The 17314-nt window shown below is 66.4% G+C and carries 17 protein-coding genes; 11 read left to right on the top strand and 6 right to left on the bottom strand.

Annotation, left to right across the window (positions count from 1 at the left end; genetic code table 11):
* Nucleotide 1 precedes the first annotated feature (1 nt).
* From ruvX to WG208_RS00435, 5 genes are all read left to right on the top strand, one after another.
* Nucleotides 2-508: a Holliday junction resolvase RuvX gene (ruvX, locus tag WG208_RS00455; protein ID WP_337169346.1), complete on the top strand. Its 507-nt coding sequence runs from the start codon at nt 2-4 to the stop codon at nt 506-508.
* Nucleotides 508-1548, top strand: coding sequence for an endolytic transglycosylase MltG (gene mltG / locus WG208_RS00450; protein WP_337169345.1), 1041 nt, complete (start codon nt 508-510; stop codon nt 1546-1548). Before ruvX ends, mltG begins: the two co-directional genes overlap by 1 nt.
* A gap of 24 nt (nt 1549-1572) precedes the next feature.
* A complete protein-coding gene (locus WG208_RS00445) occupies nt 1573-2388 on the top strand; it encodes a glycosyltransferase family 2 protein (protein WP_337169344.1) in 816 nt (271 codons plus the stop codon).
* 86 nt (nt 2389-2474) lie between these two features.
* Nucleotides 2475-3623, top strand: coding sequence for a class I SAM-dependent rRNA methyltransferase (locus WG208_RS00440; protein ID WP_337169343.1), 1149 nt, complete (start codon nt 2475-2477; stop codon nt 3621-3623).
* A 52-nt stretch (nt 3624-3675) separates the two neighbouring features.
* Nucleotides 3676-4911, top strand: a complete 1236-nt coding sequence (locus tag WG208_RS00435; RefSeq protein WP_337169342.1) for a glycosyltransferase family 1 protein — start codon at nt 3676-3678, stop codon at nt 4909-4911.
* On the opposite strand, the gene mutM is transcribed toward WG208_RS00435, so the two are convergent.
* Nucleotides 4843-5649: a bifunctional DNA-formamidopyrimidine glycosylase/DNA-(apurinic or apyrimidinic site) lyase gene (gene mutM / locus WG208_RS00430; RefSeq protein ID WP_337169341.1), complete on the bottom strand. Its 807-nt coding sequence runs from the start codon at nt 5647-5649 to the stop codon at nt 4843-4845. The two genes, WG208_RS00435 and mutM, sit on opposite strands and share 69 nt — an antisense overlap.
* A 335-nt stretch (nt 5650-5984) precedes the next feature.
* On the opposite strand from mutM, the gene WG208_RS00425 reads away from it, so the two are divergent.
* Entirely contained in the window at nt 5985-6578 is a 594-nt protein-coding gene (locus WG208_RS00425) for a hypothetical protein (protein ID WP_337169340.1), read from the top strand.
* 314 nt (nt 6579-6892) lie between these two features.
* Entirely contained in the window at nt 6893-7072 is a 180-nt protein-coding gene (locus tag WG208_RS00420; protein WP_337169339.1) for a hypothetical protein, read from the top strand.
* Between the two features lie 164 nt (nt 7073-7236).
* On the opposite strand, the gene WG208_RS00415 is transcribed toward WG208_RS00420, so the two are convergent.
* Nucleotides 7237-7542: a hypothetical protein gene (locus tag WG208_RS00415; RefSeq protein WP_337169338.1), complete on the bottom strand. Its 306-nt coding sequence runs from the start codon at nt 7540-7542 to the stop codon at nt 7237-7239.
* A 100-nt stretch (nt 7543-7642) separates the two neighbouring features.
* A complete protein-coding gene (locus WG208_RS00410) occupies nt 7643-7885 on the bottom strand; it encodes a hypothetical protein (protein ID WP_337169337.1) in 243 nt (80 codons plus the stop codon).
* A gap of 389 nt (nt 7886-8274) precedes the next feature.
* Here WG208_RS00410 and tdh point away from each other — a divergent pair, with 389 nt between their 5' ends.
* The 4 genes from tdh (at nt 8275) to WG208_RS00390 (ending at nt 12561) form a co-directional block, all read left to right on the top strand.
* On the top strand, nt 8275-9300 hold the full coding sequence (tdh, locus tag WG208_RS00405; RefSeq protein ID WP_337169336.1) for an L-threonine 3-dehydrogenase: 1026 nt from the start codon (nt 8275-8277) through the stop codon (nt 9298-9300).
* Nucleotides 9301-9313: 13 nt separating this feature from the next.
* Nucleotides 9314-10510: a glycine C-acetyltransferase gene (locus tag WG208_RS00400; protein ID WP_337169335.1), complete on the top strand. Its 1197-nt coding sequence runs from the start codon at nt 9314-9316 to the stop codon at nt 10508-10510.
* A 252-nt stretch (nt 10511-10762) separates the two neighbouring features.
* Nucleotides 10763-11935, top strand: coding sequence for a hypothetical protein (locus WG208_RS00395; protein WP_337169334.1), 1173 nt, complete (start codon nt 10763-10765; stop codon nt 11933-11935).
* Between the two features lie 2 nt (nt 11936-11937).
* The gene (locus WG208_RS00390) at nt 11938-12561 is read left to right on the top strand and encodes a hypothetical protein (protein ID WP_337169333.1); all 624 of its coding nucleotides are present in this window, start codon (nt 11938-11940) and stop codon (nt 12559-12561) included.
* Nucleotides 12562-12718: 157 nt separating this feature from the next.
* Here the strand turns inward: WG208_RS00390 and WG208_RS00385 are convergent, their stop codons facing one another.
* The 3 genes from WG208_RS00385 to WG208_RS00375 all read right to left on the bottom strand — a co-directional run bounded on the left by WG208_RS00385 (nt 12719) and on the right by WG208_RS00375 (nt 17306).
* Entirely contained in the window at nt 12719-13285 is a 567-nt protein-coding gene (locus tag WG208_RS00385; RefSeq protein WP_337169332.1) for a DNA-3-methyladenine glycosylase, read from the bottom strand.
* A 185-nt stretch (nt 13286-13470) separates the two neighbouring features.
* Nucleotides 13471-15678: an NYN domain-containing protein gene (locus WG208_RS00380; protein WP_337169331.1), complete on the bottom strand. Its 2208-nt coding sequence runs from the start codon at nt 15676-15678 to the stop codon at nt 13471-13473.
* 41 nt (nt 15679-15719) lie between these two features.
* A complete protein-coding gene (locus tag WG208_RS00375) occupies nt 15720-17306 on the bottom strand; it encodes a class I adenylate-forming enzyme family protein (protein ID WP_337169330.1) in 1587 nt (528 codons plus the stop codon).
* Nucleotides 17307-17314 lie beyond the last annotated feature (8 nt).

The raw sequence follows: 17314 nt of genomic DNA, 5'->3' as shown, positions 1-17314 counted from the left end.
CATGAGCAAGCCCGCCGGACGTCTCCTGGCGGTGGACTGGGGCGACAAGCGCATCGGACTCGCCGTCAGTGACGAACTCGGGATGCTGGCTTCACCGGCCGGCATCATCGCCCGGCGTGCCGGAAAGCGTCCGCCGCTGGCCGAACTCATGCGACAGGCCGACGCGCTCGGGGTGAGTGGCTACGTGTTCGGTCTCCCGCTCGATCCGGGCGGTGACGAGACCGATCGCTCCCGCGAAGTGCGCGACTTGGCGGCCCGACTCGCCGCGCGTCAGCCCCTGCCCATCCGTCTGGTCGACGAGCGTTTCACCACCTCGGCCGCCCTGCGCAGCATCCGCGAACAGGGCGGGAGCACGCGCGGACGGAAGGGCGATGTGGATGCGCTCGCCGCCTGTGTACTGCTCGAAGGGGTGCTGCGTGCGGCGGCGCAGGGGGTTCAGGTGGGAGAAGCCGTGGCCGCAGGCGATGCGTCCACGATGGCATCGCCCGGGCCGGCGGAAGCGGAGTGATGGCCCGTCGTCGGTCGAACCATCGGTTCCGTCGCGTCGGCATCCTGCTGGTCGCGATCGTCGCTGGCGGCCTGCTCTGGCGCGAAGTCAGCGGATCGCCATCGGCGTCGGAGACACCGGCGCGTGTGGTCATCCCGCGCGGCGCGAGCATGCGGGCCGCCGCCGACTCGCTCGCGGCGCACGCCGTGGTGGGATCGTCACGGCTCTTCCGCTGGTTCGCGGCTCTCACCGGCAGTGAGCGGGCCATCAAACCCGGCACCTATCAATTCGCCGCACGCACTGGCTACGCCGCGGTGCTCGATGCCCTCGTCAATGGGCGGGGATTGATGCACACCATCGTGATCCCCGAAGGATTCGATCTGCGTGACATCACGCCGTTGCTCGTGAAGACCCTTGGCGTGAGTGCCGATTCGATCCAGGCGGCCACTACCGACACGGCCTGGCTGCATCGGCTCGACATCCCCACGCCGTCACTCGAGGGGTATCTCTTCCCGGCGACGTATTCGTTTCCCGATGGCATCACTGCGCGGGAAGCGATCACGGCGATGCTGCAGCAGTTCGAGGCCCAGTGGAAACCCGAGTGGACCGAGCGCGCCCGGGCCATGACGCTCTCGCGCCATGACGTGATGACGATGGCCAGCATCGTCGAGAAGGAGGCGCGCAAGGCCGAGGAACGTCCCCTGATCGCCGCGGTCTACTGGAACCGCGTGCGCAAGGGCATGCGCCTGCAGGCGGATCCCACCGTGCAGTACGCGCTGCCGCAGCATGTGGAGCGGGTGCTGTACAAGGATCTCGAAGTCGATTCGAAGTACAACACCTACAAGTACGCCGGTCTGCCACCCGGCCCCATCGCCTCGCCGGGTGCCGCCGCCATTGCGGCCACACTCGCGCCGGCCGACGTGCCGTATCTGTATTTCGTGGCCCGGCCCGATGGCAGTCACGAATTCCGTACGACCTTCGACGAGCATACGCGGGCCATCGCGCAGATCCGCGCCGCGCGTCGTGCCGCCGAACGCTCCCAAGGTCGTTCCTCCCCCTGACCTGCGGCCCCTCGGGCCTCATCGATGCGTCTCCCGTCGACCGCGATCTCGCTCGTCGTTTCCACCTACAACTGGCCACGCGCACTCGAACTGGTGCTGGACAGCGTGCGCCATCAGCGAAGTCTTCCCGGCGAAGTCCTCGTGGCCGACGACGGTTCGGGCGAAGAGACACGGGCGCTCATCGCGCGGACCATGGCCACGTTTCCCGTGCCGCTCGTGCACATCTGGCACGAAGACACCGGATTCCGGTTGGCCGCCATCCGCAACAAGGCCATCGCGGCTGCCCGCGGGGACTACATCGTGCAGATCGACGGTGACATCCTGCTGCACCCGGGATTTTTCGATGGGCATGCCGCCTTCGCGCAACGCGGCTCCTGGGCGCAGGGTTCACGTGCAATGCTGGGCCCCGACTGCACGGCGAAGTTGTTGCAGGGCACACGCTGCCCACTCGGTCTGTTCACGCCCGATCTCGCGGGTCGCCCCAATGCGTTGCACGCTCCGTGGCTCTCCCGATTCGTCGGTGGCCCGCGCGATGGCATGACGCGGATACGCGGCGCACACATGGCGTTCTGGCGCGACGATCTGTTGCGGGTGAACGGATACGACGAGGAGATCGAGGGCTGGGGTCGCGAAGACAGCGAGCTGGCCACCCGTCTGCTCAACGCCGGCGTCCATCGGCGCAACATCAAGTTCTCGGCGGTTGCGTATCATCTCTGGCACAAGCCGGCCAACTACGAACACATCGATCGCAATCACCAGCGGCTGCTGCGCACCCGTGATCTGCGGTTGACCCGCACGGCCACCGGCCTCGATCGTTATCTCCCTTCCGCGACCCCGTGACCCCTCGCTCTTCTCGCCCGCATCGCCCCGCACGCCCTCCCCGTTCCGGCAACATACGCGCCACCACGGGTGGCGAGATCGCCGTCGTGAATCGCCGTGGCGCGCAACGCATCCGGCAGGGTCATCCCTGGGTCTTCCGTTCCGATCTCGAACGCCTGCCCGATCTGCCGGCCGGATTCGTACGGGTGGAGGAGTACACGGGCGCGCCGCTGGGATACGCATTGTGGAGCCCCCGGTCGGAGATCTCGCTGCGTCATGTGAGCACCGACCACGACCGGGCGCCCGATGCGGCCTGGTGGCACGATCGTCTCCGCACGGCCATCGCGCGCCGCGCACCACTCGCCGATCAGGCCAATGCCTATCGCCTCGTGCACGGAGAAGGTGACGGGCTGCCCTCGCTGGTGGTCGACCGGTATGGCGATGCGCTGGTGGTGCAACTGCTCTCCGCCGGTGTGGACGCCTGGACGGATGCGATCGTCGACGCGCTGCGGGAACTCACCGGCTGCACGGGCATTCTTGCCCGCAACGATCCGCCCGCCCGGGAGCGCGAAGGACTCCCCCGCGAAGTCCGGCTGCTGTACGGTGATGTACCTCGCATCGTGGAAGTGATCGAGCACGACGTGCGGTATCTGGCCGCGCCATGGGATGGACAGAAAACGGGCGCATTCCTCGATCAGCGGGAGAACCGCGTGCTCATCGGGGGCCTCGCCCGCGGCCGTGCACTCGACTGCTTCGCCTATCACGGTTCGTTTGCCCTGCATCTGGCGAAGCGCGCCGATCATGTGACGGCTCTCGACATCTCGGCCCCTGCCCTGGCGCGTGTACATGAGCACGCCGAGCGCAACGGACTGACGAACATCGAGCCGGTGGAAGGCGACGCGTTCGATGTTCTGCGCACCTGGTATCGTGAGGGACGCCGCTTCGACACGATCGTGGTCGATCCGCCCGCGTTCGCGAAGAATCGCGGCGCACTCGAGGGCGCCTTGCGGGGGTACAAGGACATCAATCTGCAGGCCATGCGCCTGCTCGCCCCCGGTGGCCTGCTCTTCACCGCGTCCTGCAGTCATCACCTGTCGCGCGGCCTGTTCTTCGAAATGCTTCAGGACGCCTCGGCGGACAGCGGCCGGCAATTCGCGCTGCGGGCGATCACCGGGCAATCGCTCGATCACCCCGAACTGATCACGGTGCCTGAGACGGGTTATCTGAAAGGCGCGCTGCTGGAAGCGATGGGGTGACCCACGGGCGGACCCCTCATAGGGTCCGTCATTTCTGGCGTGTCTTCCCCGCATGCCGCATCCCGTCCGTCATCTCGCCGTCGAAACCACGCGCCTCCTGCGTGAGCGTCGTGGCATCGGACGGTATGTACGCAATGTGCTGCGTGAACTGGCGGTGCAGCAGCCGCAACTCCAGTTCACGCTCTTCGTGCAACGCAGCAGCGAGATCGCGGCGATGCGCGATCTGCTGGAGGGGCTGCACCCCGGGCTCGGTGCGTGGGCGCGCATCGAGCCGATCGGTGAGTTGGCACGGACCGATGCCGACATCGTGTGGTATCCGTGGAACCAGCTCACGGTGCCGCATCCGCGCGCCACGATGATCGCGACCGTACACGATCTCGCGCCCATGCACCGACACGATCGTCGCTGGTGGAAGGTGTTCAAGCGTGCCAAGTATCACCGTCGGTACGCACGCACGCTCGCGCGGGCGCACGGCATTCTCACCATCTCCGAGTTCAGCAGACGGGAGGTGCTCGATCGCTTCGACGTGCCGTCCGAAAAAGTGTCGGTGACCTTGCTGGCGGCCGACGATCTCGCGCTCTCGACGTCCGGCGATACGAGTTCGCTCGACCGTGCGGCCTGCAGTGCCGGGTTCTTTCTTTCGGTGGGTGGGCAGGAGGCGCGCAAGAATCTGAACACGCTGTACACCGCGATGGATCTTCTGTGGGCGCGGGGCGTCGAGATTCCTCTGGTGCAGTGTGGTCCGGGGCTGTCGAGAGAAACCCGGGCGCGGCGGACGCAGGCCCCCTGGTTGCGTCACCTGGGCTACGTGACCGACGCACAACTCGTAACGCTCTACCAGCATGCCACCGCGTTGGTGTTTCCCTCGCGGTACGAAGGATTCGGATTGCCGGTGCTCGAAGCGATGCGGGCCGGCGGTGCGGTGGTGTGTTCCACGGCGAGTTCCCTGCCCGAAGTGGCAGGCAATGCGGCGCTCACGGTGCCCTGGAACGACGCCGAGGCGCTCGCGGACGCGATGCGACGGGTGTGCGACGACACGACCTTGCGTGCGCAATTGCGGGCCGGTGGACCGCCCCATGCCGCGACATTCTCATGGGCGCGCACGGCCAGTGAGACCTTCTCCGCCATGCAGCGCGCGGTAGCCACGCATCGCGCGTCCACATCACATCGTCATACACGTCCACCATTCTGGACGCGCATTCGTACGCTCACCCGTTCGCTAACGCCGCTGGCACCGATCGCAGTAGTACGTGCTGCGTCCCGCCTGCACGATGCGTTTGATGGGTGAGAGACAACGGCGACAGGGCTCACCTTCCCGTCCGTACGCCTGCCACCGATCACCGGTCGCCTCTTCCGCATCACCCTTTCGCTCTGGTCGCTCGTAATACCGTTCCGGCGAGGCCGTGGAGAGCACACGACGAATAGCGTCGTGCAATCGGGTGATACGGGCGATGCGCAACCGGTTCGCGGGAGTCGCGGGATGGATGCGGGCCTCCCACAGGGCTTCCGACGCGTAGATGTTGCCAACACCGGCCACGACGTGCTGATCGAGCAACACCGGTTTGATGGGCCCGCGACGACGCGTCAGGGCGACCTGAAATCCGGCTGCGGTGAAGGCATCGGTGAGTGGTTCGGGTCCGGCATCGATGGGGGTGAACGTTCCCGGCCGGTGCAGGCGCACCACACTCAGTGCCCGGGGGTCCACGAGACTCACCCGCAGGCCTTCGCGCGTCTCGAAACGGAATCGCTCCAAGGCTGGAGGCGCCTCGGCGACCGCCGTGAAGCGCCAGTCGCCGGTCATGCGAAAGTGCACTTCCAGGATGGCGCCGCTCCCCAGGTGAATGAGCTGGACCTTGGCGCGACGCTCCACGCGGTCGATGGTCTCTCCGGCCAGAGCCAGGAGATCGGCCGGTGGCAGTCGGCGGGCCTGGGCCGGGTGGAAGGCGCTGGCCACCACGATCGTCTGCCCGATGGCCCGATCACGAAGTTGTCCGGCGGCATATTCGACTTCGGGCAATTCCGGCATGACGCCAAAGATCGCCAAACGGTTGTTCCATGGCCACTTGAATGTTCAGGGATCACAAAACTGGGGGGTTGCGCAAATGAGCGGGGGACGTAAGTTATCCACATTCTTCCACAACCCCGAGGGGTACCCCCATCAGTTCTCCCCGGTCGCTGAAGTACGAGTACGAGCTGTACGTCGAACGGGAGATCGAGGACTACAAGGACTCGGTCTCGCGCAGCTCGCTCCTGAAGATCGGTGACGAGGCGGTCGAGGCGCTGCGCCGGGCCGACCAGATCGCGCTGACGGAAATTCTCGTCTGGCAGGAAGTCGACCGCATCATTGCCCGCCGTCTGCGGTTGCCCACCTACGCCACGTGGAAGCGGCGACGTCTCAAGATGCTGGCCGAATATCAGCGCCCCGAGCACTGGGGCATCGATCCCGATGCCGCGCTGGTGCGGGCGCTGGCGGACTCCGGAGACCGTCACGTGCTGGTGGCGGGAGCGGAGCGCGAAGGACCGGCGTTGTATCTCGCCGCGCGAGGGGCCGCAGTGACCGCGCTGGAGCCCGCAGAAGACGCCGTGGAGCGCGTTGTGCGGGCGGCCGAGGCTGCGGGCCTCACCGAGCGCATTCGTGGCTACTGCGCCGATCTGGGGGCCTGGTCGCCCGACGTGGAGCTCCATGCCGTGGTCTGCTCGCCGTCCGCATTTGCCGGACTCGATGCGCAGGACCGGGCACGGGTCATCGCGGTGCTGCAGAGCGCCACCGCCGATGGCGGGGTGCATCTCGTGGAGACGATCGCGGCCGGCAGCGACACCCTCGCCGACAGCGTGACCGGTGTGCTGCCCATCGAGGAGCTCGCCTCACGATATCACGGCTGGACGATCTCCGTGGAACGGAGCGCCGGTCGTCATCAGACGTTCCTGGCCCGCAAGGAAGCCGCCGTCGCCTGAGTGTTCGCGCGTCCTTCCGCGCGTCACTCGCCCGTCATTCGCGCATCCTCAATACGCTCCAACGACTCGCTCGTGTGTGTCCCGGTGACACGGACGAGCGTTTTTGTGATGTGTCACGGGGACACTCGGCGTCCCGGGACAGGACGCAATGAAACGCGCAACTCGTTCACTGGCAAGGCATTGCCGTCCCTGAACGGCATGGCATCTGGTGTGCTATGGAAAGCGGGCGAGCCGCCTGCGGCCGTGACACCGTCGTGTCATTCCGAGTGTTCCCGAAGATCCAAGCCAAACATCCAGGGTGGAGGTTCACCCCAATGCGTATCCAGCATCTCTTTCAGCAGACCGAAGAACAGGAGCCTCTGGGCATCGTCATCGCCGACGGTGGCCGTGGTGACGCGCTGCCCCGTTTCTCCGCCTTCGTGTGGGGACCCGTTCCCGAAGACAGCGATCTGATCGACGAACCCGAGCCGCTGGCGGTTGCCGCCGCGGTCTGAGATCTGAAACGATCGGCACACGATCGGCAGCAGAACGCGCCGAGAGGCGCGTTTTTGCGACGCCACGTCGCATCGGTCAAATGGGAAAACAAACGTGAAAGGCGCCGGCAGACATGCCGGCGCCTTTCGCGTGTATGGGTACTGCAACGTCGCGGACGAGCGAATTACATCGCGACCGGAGCGGGAGCAGCCACCTTCTTGGCGCGCTTGACCGTCTTGCGGGTCTTCTTGGCCGCCTTCTTCGCGCCCTTCTTGGCACCCTTCTTGGCCGCCTTCTTCGCACCCTTCTTGGCCGCCTTCTTCGCGCCCTTCTTGGCTACCTTCTTCGCACCCTTCTTGGCAGCCTTCTTCGCGCCCTTCTTGGCCGCCTTCTTCGCAGCCTTCTTCACGGTCTTGCGTGCAGCTTTCTTCGCGACCTTGCGGCCACCCTTCTTCGCCGCCTTTTTGGCGGCCTTCTTGGCAGGAGCCATTGGAACAACTCTCCTCTCGAGGAGGTGGATCGTGCTCCCGTTCCCCCGGTGGAACGGTGAGCACACAACCCGCGCAGCGCATGCGCCGCTGCGGATTGTGCTACGCGGCCTCCAGGAGGCACGCGCAGGGGAGAGTCCGTTGGGCGCCGTGCGCGGTCTCGCGCAGGCGACGAACGAACCAGGTGCTGGACAGCCAGGTACATGACGTCGTCGCCATCGCCGTGGCGATGGGGACAACGGCGGAGATGATCGGGGCGATCGCGTGGAGGACGGCGATCGGGCTCGGACGCTGCGTGGCGAAGACAGCGGAGCGCACCATCGTTCCGCGCACGAGCGCGATCAACGACGGCGAAGCGGAGACCCGCTCGGTGGAGCGGCGGGTCCCGGATGATGGGGTCGCCAAAGCGACGCGGTACTGCGGGTGGAACTCGTGCCGGACTATGGCCACGCGTTTCCGATGAGGACTGCGCGCCCCGAGACGGTGAACTGCAAAACGCTCGGGGAGTTCGATGTGGACAGCGCGCGCAAGTCGTTGAATTGACGCGAATATACGCGTGGATAATTCCAACGCGCAATAGCGCGTATAAAGAACGCGCGCGATTACTAAAGGCAACAAGGTCGCCGGACTCCTTCGTCCGCCTTCCACGCGCCCTCCACGCATGCGACCTTTCGCCTACTCAATGCACGTCTCACTACTGCGCCGGCCGCGGCCGGCCTTTCTCTTGGAGCACCATGAAAGCGCTCGTGAAGCAGACGGCCGGTCGCGGTCTCACTCTCACGGACGTGCCCGTTCCGACGATCCGCGATGACGAAGTCCTCATCCGGGTGCGGCGTGCGGGTGTCTGCGGCACCGATGTCCATATCTACGAATGGGACGCCTGGGCGGCCGGTCGCTGCAAACCGCCATTCGTCGTCGGACACGAATTTGCCGGGGATGTCGTCGCCGTCGGCAGTTTCGTCGAGACCGTGAAGGTCGGTGACCGGGTCACAGCCGAGGGACACATCGTCGACGAACGCTCCCTCTTCAGTCGCACCGGGAACGCCCATGCCGATCCGTCCACCCGCATCATCGGGGTCGATCGTGACGGCTGTTTCGCCGAGTTCATCGCGATGCCGGCCACCAACGTCTGGCACCTCGATGACGCGATCAGCTACGACATCGGTGGCATCCACGATCCGATGGGCAACGCCTTCCACACCGCGCTCACGGCCGAGATTCCCGGCGCGGTGGTGCTGATCACCGGCTGTGGTCCGATCGGCGCGTTCGCCGTGGGGATCTGCAAAGCGGCCGGCGCGGCGCGCATCATCGCCACCGACGTGAACCCGCGCCGCCTCGAACTGGCGCGCACCATGGGCGCACACGATGCCGTCCACCCCGATCAGGCACGTGACGCCGTCATGGCGGCGTCCGACGGTCACGGCGCCGACGTCGTCCTCGAGATGTCCGGAGTGCCCAGCGCCGTGCACCAGGCGTTTGCCCTCGCCCGCCCCGCCGGTCGCGTCAACATGCTCGGCATTCCGTCCCGGTCCATCGACATCGATTTTGCCACCGAGATCATCTTCAAGGGCCTGACGATCTACGGCGTGGTCGGCCGGCGCATGTACGACACCTGGCATCAGATGTCCCGGTTCATCCGCGCCGGCATCTTCGACCCCACGCCGGTCATCACGCACCGCCTGCCGCTCGAAGCCGTCGACGAAGCCATGCATCTCATCAAGAGCGGCGAAGCCGGCAAGATCATTTTCACCATCGACTGATGCCCCTCGATTGATGTCCGAACTTTCACGCGAACTCCAGGCCGAACTCGACGCCCTCACGGCCGCCGGCACCTACAAACGCCTCAATCACCTGGAAGGCCCCCAGGGCGCCCGCGTCCGCATGGAAGGGCGCGGTGAGGTCATCGTCCTCTCCTCCAACAACTACCTCGGGCTCGCCAACGAACCCGCGGTGGTGCAGGCCGGCATCGATGCGCTCCATCACTTCGGCGCCGGCACGGCCAGCGTGCGCTTCATCTGCGGCACCTTCACCGTGCACCGGGAACTCGAGGCCGCGCTCGCCCGTTTCGTGGGCACCGACGCCAGCCTGAGCTACGTGTCGGCCTGGAACGCCAACGAGGCGCTCACCCCCACCATCGCGCGGGAAGGCGACTTCGTCATCTCCGACGCCCTCAACCACGCCTCGATCATCGATTCGGTGCGGCTGGCCAAGGCGATCACCAAGTGCACCACGGCGGTCTACAAACACGCCGACATGGACGATCTCCGGGAGAAGCTGCGCGCCAACGCCGGCGCCAAACGCAAGATCATCTGGACCGACGGCGTCTTCTCCATGGAAGGCTCCATCGCCAAGCTGCCCGAGATCCTGCAGATCGCGCGCGACGAAGGCGCCATCGTGGTCATGGACGATTCCCACGCCACGGGCGTCCTCGGCAAGACGGGTCGCGGGACGGCCGAACACTTCGGCGTGATCGGTGAGGTGGACATCATCACCTCCACCCTGGGCAAGGCGCTGGGCGGTGCGGCCGGTGGGTTCATCGCCGGCCCAGCGTCGCTCTGCGACATCATGACACAACGCTCCCGGCCCCAGTTGTTCTCGAACGCGCTGCCGCCCACCGTAGCCGCCAGCGCGCTCGCCGCGGTGCAGTACACCGAGGCACATCCGGAACGGGTGACGCGCCTGCACGAAAACACGCGTTACTTCCGCGCCGCCATCCAGGAAGCCGGTTTCGCGCCGCTGCCGGGTGAAACGCCCATCGTGCCAATCATCGTGGGCGAGACGGCGCTCGCCATCCGCATGAGCGACCTGCTGCTCGAACGCGGCGTGTTCGTGACGGGGTTCGGGTTTCCCGTCGTGCCGCAGGGGCAGGCGCGCGTGCGCTGTCAGGTGAGTGCCGCGCACACCCGCGACGATCTCGACGCCGTGGTCGCGGCCTTCAAGGACGCGGGGCGGGTGGCGGGGATAGTCTGACGGCAGTCGCGGGTTTTGCGTTTGGAGTTTGGGGGTGAACGGCCGAGTTCCGGGTCACGTGACACGCGATCCGTTACCTGGTTGTTCGTCTCCAAACCCACCACCCAGAACCCACGACCCGTATTGTAATGCTCCGCTAATCCATCGCATCTATGCAGTCCGCGGAACGCGCCGCACTGTTGGCCCCAGCCTGATGTCCCGGGGATCCAGCGGCGCGTCGGCCGCGGCGCACCGTGTTCTGCGAGGAAGTTCATGCGGTCATTGCCGTTCGTGTTGCCGCTCCTGTCGCAGTGCGAGTCACCATCCGTATTGCCGGTCGTGTGGCGGTTTGTCGCCCTGACGGTATTGTCCGGGTTCATCGTGTCGACGACCCCCCGCACGAGTGCGGCGCAAACCATCAGGGTCGCGGCAGCACCCACCATTCGTATCGGAGACGACGACGCGGAAAGCGCACTGCTCTCCGATGTGGTCGGCGCCACACGCCTGCCGGGTGGTCGCGTGCTCATCGCCAATCGTGGCGACCAGGCGCTGCTGCTGTTCGATGATACCGGCCGGTTGCTGCAGAAATCCGGCCGCAAGGGGCAAGGTCCCGGTGAAGTGCCCTTCCTGTTGGCGATGCATCGCTGCGGTTCGTCCATCTACCTAGTGGACAGTGAGCGCGTGCAGGAGTTTTCCCTCGAGGTGCAGTACCGGCGTCTGTTCCGTTTTGGGGGGGAGGCGAGCTATCGGCAGGCGTGCAATGCCAGCGGGCAGTTCGTGCACATGGGATGGGAAAGAGAACGGGAGATGCGTACGGGCGTCTTCCGCAGCAACGTGAATTTCTGGATCTCCGAGGCCAGTGATGCACGCGGTATTCCGCTCGGCGCGTTCCCGGGATCCGAACGATGGGGACAGACCGGCACCAACGGAAAATTGGTGGGAACGAGGCCGATGCTGCTGGGGCGTGAGCCGCGCATCGCCATCAGTGAACGCGCGGCCTACATCGCCACGGGTGACAGTCTCTCCCTACTGACATTCGATCTGAAGGGAACGCGACAGCCACCGCTGCGCGCACCCTCTGCGCCGGTGCCGGCGGAAGCGGCCGACATGGACCTGGAGATCGAACGCGAAGTGGCGTTCCTGCCCGCCGGCGCCCGGGACCGGGAGGCGAAAAACCTCCGCGCCATTCCCAGACCACGGATGCTCCCCGCCACGCGCGCGCTGCTGGTCGATGAAACCGGCCTGGTGTGGGTGCAGTCGTATCCGCGCGCACGCATGCCAACAGTGATCTGGACCGTCTTCCGCCCCGATGGATCGGTGGCGTCCCGTGTGGCGTTGCCCACCACCCTCGACGTGCTGGAGATCGGACGCGGCTATCTGCTGGGCACGATCCGCGATGCGGACACCGACCTTCCTGAAGTGCGCCTGTATCCAGTCAGTCGATGATCATGCGCCGACGGGCGGATAGGCGACTGGCGGATATACGCTGGGGCCTCGTGCCGCTCGGTGCGATGCTGCTGGCCTGCGCCGATCCCGCCCCGCCGCTCGATCGTCCCACCGTTGCGGTTGCCACACCATTGCGCGCGACGACCGGCGTGATGCTCACCATCCACGAGCAGACGAAATGGCAATCGCAGGTGGACAGCGGTCGGATCACGTCCATTCGTCAGCAGTTCGCGGGGCGCGGCGGGCGTCTGGGGTGGCGTGTCTACCACTACGACGAGCAGGGGCAGCTGCGTCATTTCAGTGAAGGCGCATACAACGCCAGCGATTCACTGGCCATGCGCGACGCGTTGACCATGCAGGACAGTGGACTGACGGTGGAATCGCTGGCCAGTCTTGCGGAACCGGTCAGACAGCAGCTCATGGTCGTGCACTTCCTGGCCGATCTGCCCGTGCTGTCGATGGGCCGGCGCAAGCGGCAATCACTCGAAATTTCACGTCCCTATCTCGCCACCATCGTACGCCATTCGGCGGAGCTGTTCGTGCGCGCCACGCGTGAGGGCACCACCGATTCGTCGACCATGACCGCCGTTCCGGCATCTTCACCCGCGCTTCCCGTACCCAAATAATGCGGAGGTAAACGCTACTGGTGTTCGATGCTGTGAGCGGCGCGTATCACGGCCATCGTGCAACATCCGTCGGAAGGGGAATCGGGCTCGACTTCGCTGCTCCGCTGGCGAATCGGGCACACACCGTGCACGGCGTCCTGATCACGATGTCCCACACTTATCGCACGCGGAACCGCAACGGCCAGTCGACGGCCTTGCTGATGCCCACGCGGGGACCGACGATCACCCCGTGATCGGCCACCGGCGTACCGGAGCGAATCGTGAGCGACGAGCCCCCGGTGAGCGCCGTGCCGTCATGCTGGCGGGTGATCCCCAGCGCCGCACACAGCTTTCCCGGTCCGTCGCACAACGTGGCATCGGTGCGGGCTTTGGGACGACGGGCCCGCATGATGTCCACGCCTTTGAGCGGAGCGAGCGCGCGGATGAGCACCGCGCTCCCGTATCCGTCGTCACCGGTGACCGCGTTCACGCACCAGTGCATGCCATAGATGAAGTACACGTACGCCGTACCGGGCGGGCCGAACATGTGCCAGGTGCGCGCCGTGCGGCCAGCGGCAGAGTGTGAGGCGGGATCGTGTGGACCGAGATACGCCTCGGTTTCGATGATGCGACCACTCACCACATGCGTCCCATCGTCGTGTTGCAGCACACATCCCAGCAGATCGCGCGCGACCTGTTCGGCGTCGCGCAGATAGAACGCGGCAGGCAGTGGGGTCGTGGGCATTCGGGAGAACTGGTGATCAGAGCGTCAGGCAGGACGGTCATTGTGTGTGCTCCGGACTACGGTTCCTGAACAATACCCCGTTCGTCCAAACCGACGAATACCACGTCCCTCAATGCCCGGAGGGCGCCGATGTCTGTCACATCGACGCCCCCGGTCACCTGTGCATCACCCTGCCCGCGGCGATGTCACTTCTTCTTCGCCGCCTTTTTTGCGGGCGTCTTGGTGGCCACTTTCGTGGCCGCCTTCTTGGCCGGACTCTTGGTGGGCGTCCTGGCCGCCGGGGTCTTGGCAGCAGGGGCCTTGGCGGCCGGCGCAGGCTTTGCCGGCGCTTTCGCCGCGGCCTGTGGCTTGTTGCCGGCCTTGGCCGACGGTGCCGCCTTGCGGGCGTTCGGGGCTTTCTTCGCGGGCATCTTGCGTCCCCTGGCCGTACCGGACGCTTCCGATGGCGCTTCAGTCGCGGCTGGCGCCGCTTCCCCGGCCGGCGGTGCGACATCCGACGGGGCCGCGATCTCCGCGGCAGGGGCGGCCACAGGAGCCGCAGGCACCGCGGAGACGGGCGCCGCGCCACCCACCGGCGCCACCACCCCGACCATCAGCAGTTCGGGCGGCACACCGGCCTTTCCGCGGCCACCAGCCACCCGTCCGCCGATACCACGCGCGCCCATGCCCCGCGGCGCGGCAGGTTGCGCCGCCGCCTGCGCCGCCGCCGCGGCCTTGTGCGCATCGTCAGCCGTCTTGAGCTGCTCGACGATGCTCGCCGCATCGGCCGCACGCGCCACTTCCCAATCGTCGCCACGACGACGCAGGTCGATGAGGTTGGCGTCGTGCGCGTCCTGCAGAATCCGCTCGAACATGCGTGGGGCCAGTGACTCACTGTCGCGACCCAGCAACTCGAACGCCCGCTGGCGCGCGGCGCTGGCGCTCGTCACGGCGTCACCGCTGACCAGCGACTCGACCGCGCGACGCACCAGATCGAACGCATCGCTGCGCGTGAGCCGTTCACCGCTGCGGCCCACCGTGTCCGCCACCGGCATGTTGAACGGCGCTCCCAGCGACGACGGCGTCGGCGCGGCAGCGACCGTTTCCCGGTCCCCCTCACGCGGCGCCTCCGTGCGCTCGCCCCGATCCCGATCCCGGAACCGATCACGCCCGCGGCCACGGCGACGGCCCCGATCGCGACGATCCGTGTCTTCCGCGGCAGCGACGTCTCCTTCGTCAGCTCCCGACTCGGCAGCCGGAACGGTGCCCGCCTCGCCGCCGTCCTCCGACGGCAACGGACGGATCCCCGTCGGCTCGACCAGTGTCGGGTCGTACTGCGGAATCGGTACCTCGGCCGTCTCATCGAGCGGCACGCTGGTCTCCGCATCCACGGTCGCGTCGATATCGATCGACTCAGCGCCGTTGTCGCGATCGCCATCCCGTTCCCGATCGTACCGGTCACGGCCACGCCCACGACGACCGCGACGACCGCGACGGTCGTCCCGATCGCGATCACCCTCACGGCGGGTTTCGGACTCGGCAGACGGCGCCGGAATCGACGGGGCCAGCGCCGACGTCGTGCCTTCGGGTACGTCCACTTCGAGCTGACCGCTCTCCAGCTTCGTGACGTGCAGCAGACCACGATGCTGCGCGTCCTGCACGAAGCGCGAGAACTTGGGATGTCCGAGATTCTTCTCGTCGAACGACGCGTCGATCTCCTGCATCACCTGCTTGAGACGGTCGGAGCGCATGACGTCGCCGTTCCGCTTCATGCGTCCCACGGCCTCGGTGACCAGTTCCCACGGGTCCCAGCGCGTGGTCTCGTCTTCGCCCGTCTTCACCAGACCGGCGAGCGCGTTGTACGAGTAATACTCGTCGCAGTTCATGACCAGCAGGTCGCTCGACGACTCGCGAATGCCCACGCCGATCACGTACTTGCCGTACTCCTTGAGCTTGATGACCATGCTCGAGAAGTCGGAATCACCGGAGAGCAGCACGAAGGTGCCGATCTCGGGACGGGTGAACACCAGTTCGAGCGCATCGATCGCGAGACGGATGTCGGTGGCGTTCTTCTTCGACGAGCCGTACGCCGGCGCGAAGATGAGATCGATCGACGCCTCGGTGAGCGGCACGATGTATTGCGGATAGCGACGCCAGTCGGCGTAGGCGCGGCGCACCGCGACCTTGCCCTTCACGATGTCCGACGAGAGGAGATTCTTGAGCTCCTCCTGCAGATCGGAGCGGATGCCCATCGTGACGTTGTCGAAGTCGATGAGCAGCGCGGCATTGGGCGCATGCGCCGGCGGCGCGGCATTGGGCGACGTGACCGGGGCAACGGCGGCCGGCCCACGATGGAACGGTGCAACGGAACGGGACGGCGCCGACGCGCCCGACCGGGAAAGATGACGACTCATGAACCAGCCTGGATTCGAAACGGGGTGATCGAGCGCATCGCCTACAGCGCCGAAGCGCTCAGGGCGTTCGCACTCAGCGCGATCGCACGCGCGAGCTCTCGCCGACGCACCTTGCCGCTCCCGGTCATCGGGAACGCGTCGAAGAAGCGGACGAGGTCGGGAACCTTGTCGGCAGCCATCGTGTCGCGGGCAAAACGCTTGATCTCGTCGCCCGTGATGACTGCCCCTTCCACCGCCACGATGCATGCGCAGACCAGTTCTCCCATGACGTCATGGGGAACACCGATCACGCAGACATCGTCCACTGCCGGATGCGCCCGCAGGCGATCCTCGATCTCGCGCGGATAGAGCTGCACGCCGCCCCGCGAGATCGTTTCCTGTCGGCGTCCGAGGATGCGCACGCAGCCATCCTCGTCGATGATGCCGAGATCGCCGGTGAGGAAGTATCCCTCCGGCGTGAGGACCTTGGCCGTTTCGGCCGGCATGCGGAGATAGCCCCGCATGACATTCGATCCGCGCACGGCGAGTTCGCCCACGGCTTCGGGGCCGTGCAACGCGCCGGACAGCAGGTCCATGGCCATCACCTCGATGCCGGGCATCGGACATCCCACCGAGTGCAACCGACGGTCTTCACCGTCGTCGAGGCGCGTGACGGTGACCGCCCCGCCTGTTTCGGTGAGCCCATACCCGACCAGCACATCGCACCATCGGCGCACCTTGCGCACCAGTGCCTCGCCCACCGCACTGCCGGCCATCAGGCCCGTGCGGATGCTGCTCAGCGTCGCCGCGTCGAACGACGGCTCGCGCATGAGCAGATGGAACTGCGCGGGCACCCCCAGCACCACGGTGGTCCGCGTGGTGCTCATGAGCGGCAGCGCCGCCACGGCATCGAACGAGGGCTGCAGCACGATCGTGGCGCCGCTGACCATCGTGCCCACCATGGCGCTGAAGCCGAAGATGGCACTGAACGACACCAGCGTGAGCACCCGGTCTTCGGGACGCACCGCCAGCACCGTGGCCGTACGCACCGCGTTCTCCACCACCGCCCGATGCGACAGCTGCACCGCCTTGGGCTTGCCCATCGTGCCCGAGGTGTACATCAGCGCGAGATCCGGCGTGTCGTCCACCGGCCCGCGCTTCACCGGCTTGCCCGAGCCGCTCGAAATCAGGTCTTCGAACTGGAAGATCCGATCGTCGTACCACAGATCCTCCTCACCGACCGTGACGACGTACTGCAGATCGGGAAGATCGCCCAGCAACTCCTCGAAGCGCTGGAGATAGTCCACGCCGTTCCATCGCTCGATGGTGACCACCGCGCTCGCTTCGGCGTGCCGAAGCTGATAGCGCAGATCGTGGACACTGAGCTGCGGACTGACAGGCACCACGACGGCGCCGAGCTTCGCCGCGGCCAGCGTGGCCACGATCCATTCGACGCCGTTCGGCAGGTGAACGGCAATCCGGTCACCTGCCCCCAACCCCAGTTCCGTGAACGCCGCGGCCAGGGCAGACGCATCGGCGTCGACCTGTCGGTACGTCCATGTCCGTGCACCATCCGTGGCCAGCACGTGCTCGGGGGTCTCCTGAGCGCGCTGTTCGACGAGAGGGGCGAGGGACCACGAGGTTGCCATCTCACTCC

Origin of the sequence: Gemmatimonas aurantiaca, from assembly GCF_037190085.1 — a bacterium.
GTDB lineage: Bacteria > Gemmatimonadota > Gemmatimonadetes > Gemmatimonadales > Gemmatimonadaceae > Gemmatimonas > Gemmatimonas aurantiaca_A.
The sequence above is the reverse complement of the archived record's forward strand: the minus strand, read 5'-3'. Positions and strand labels throughout refer to the sequence as shown.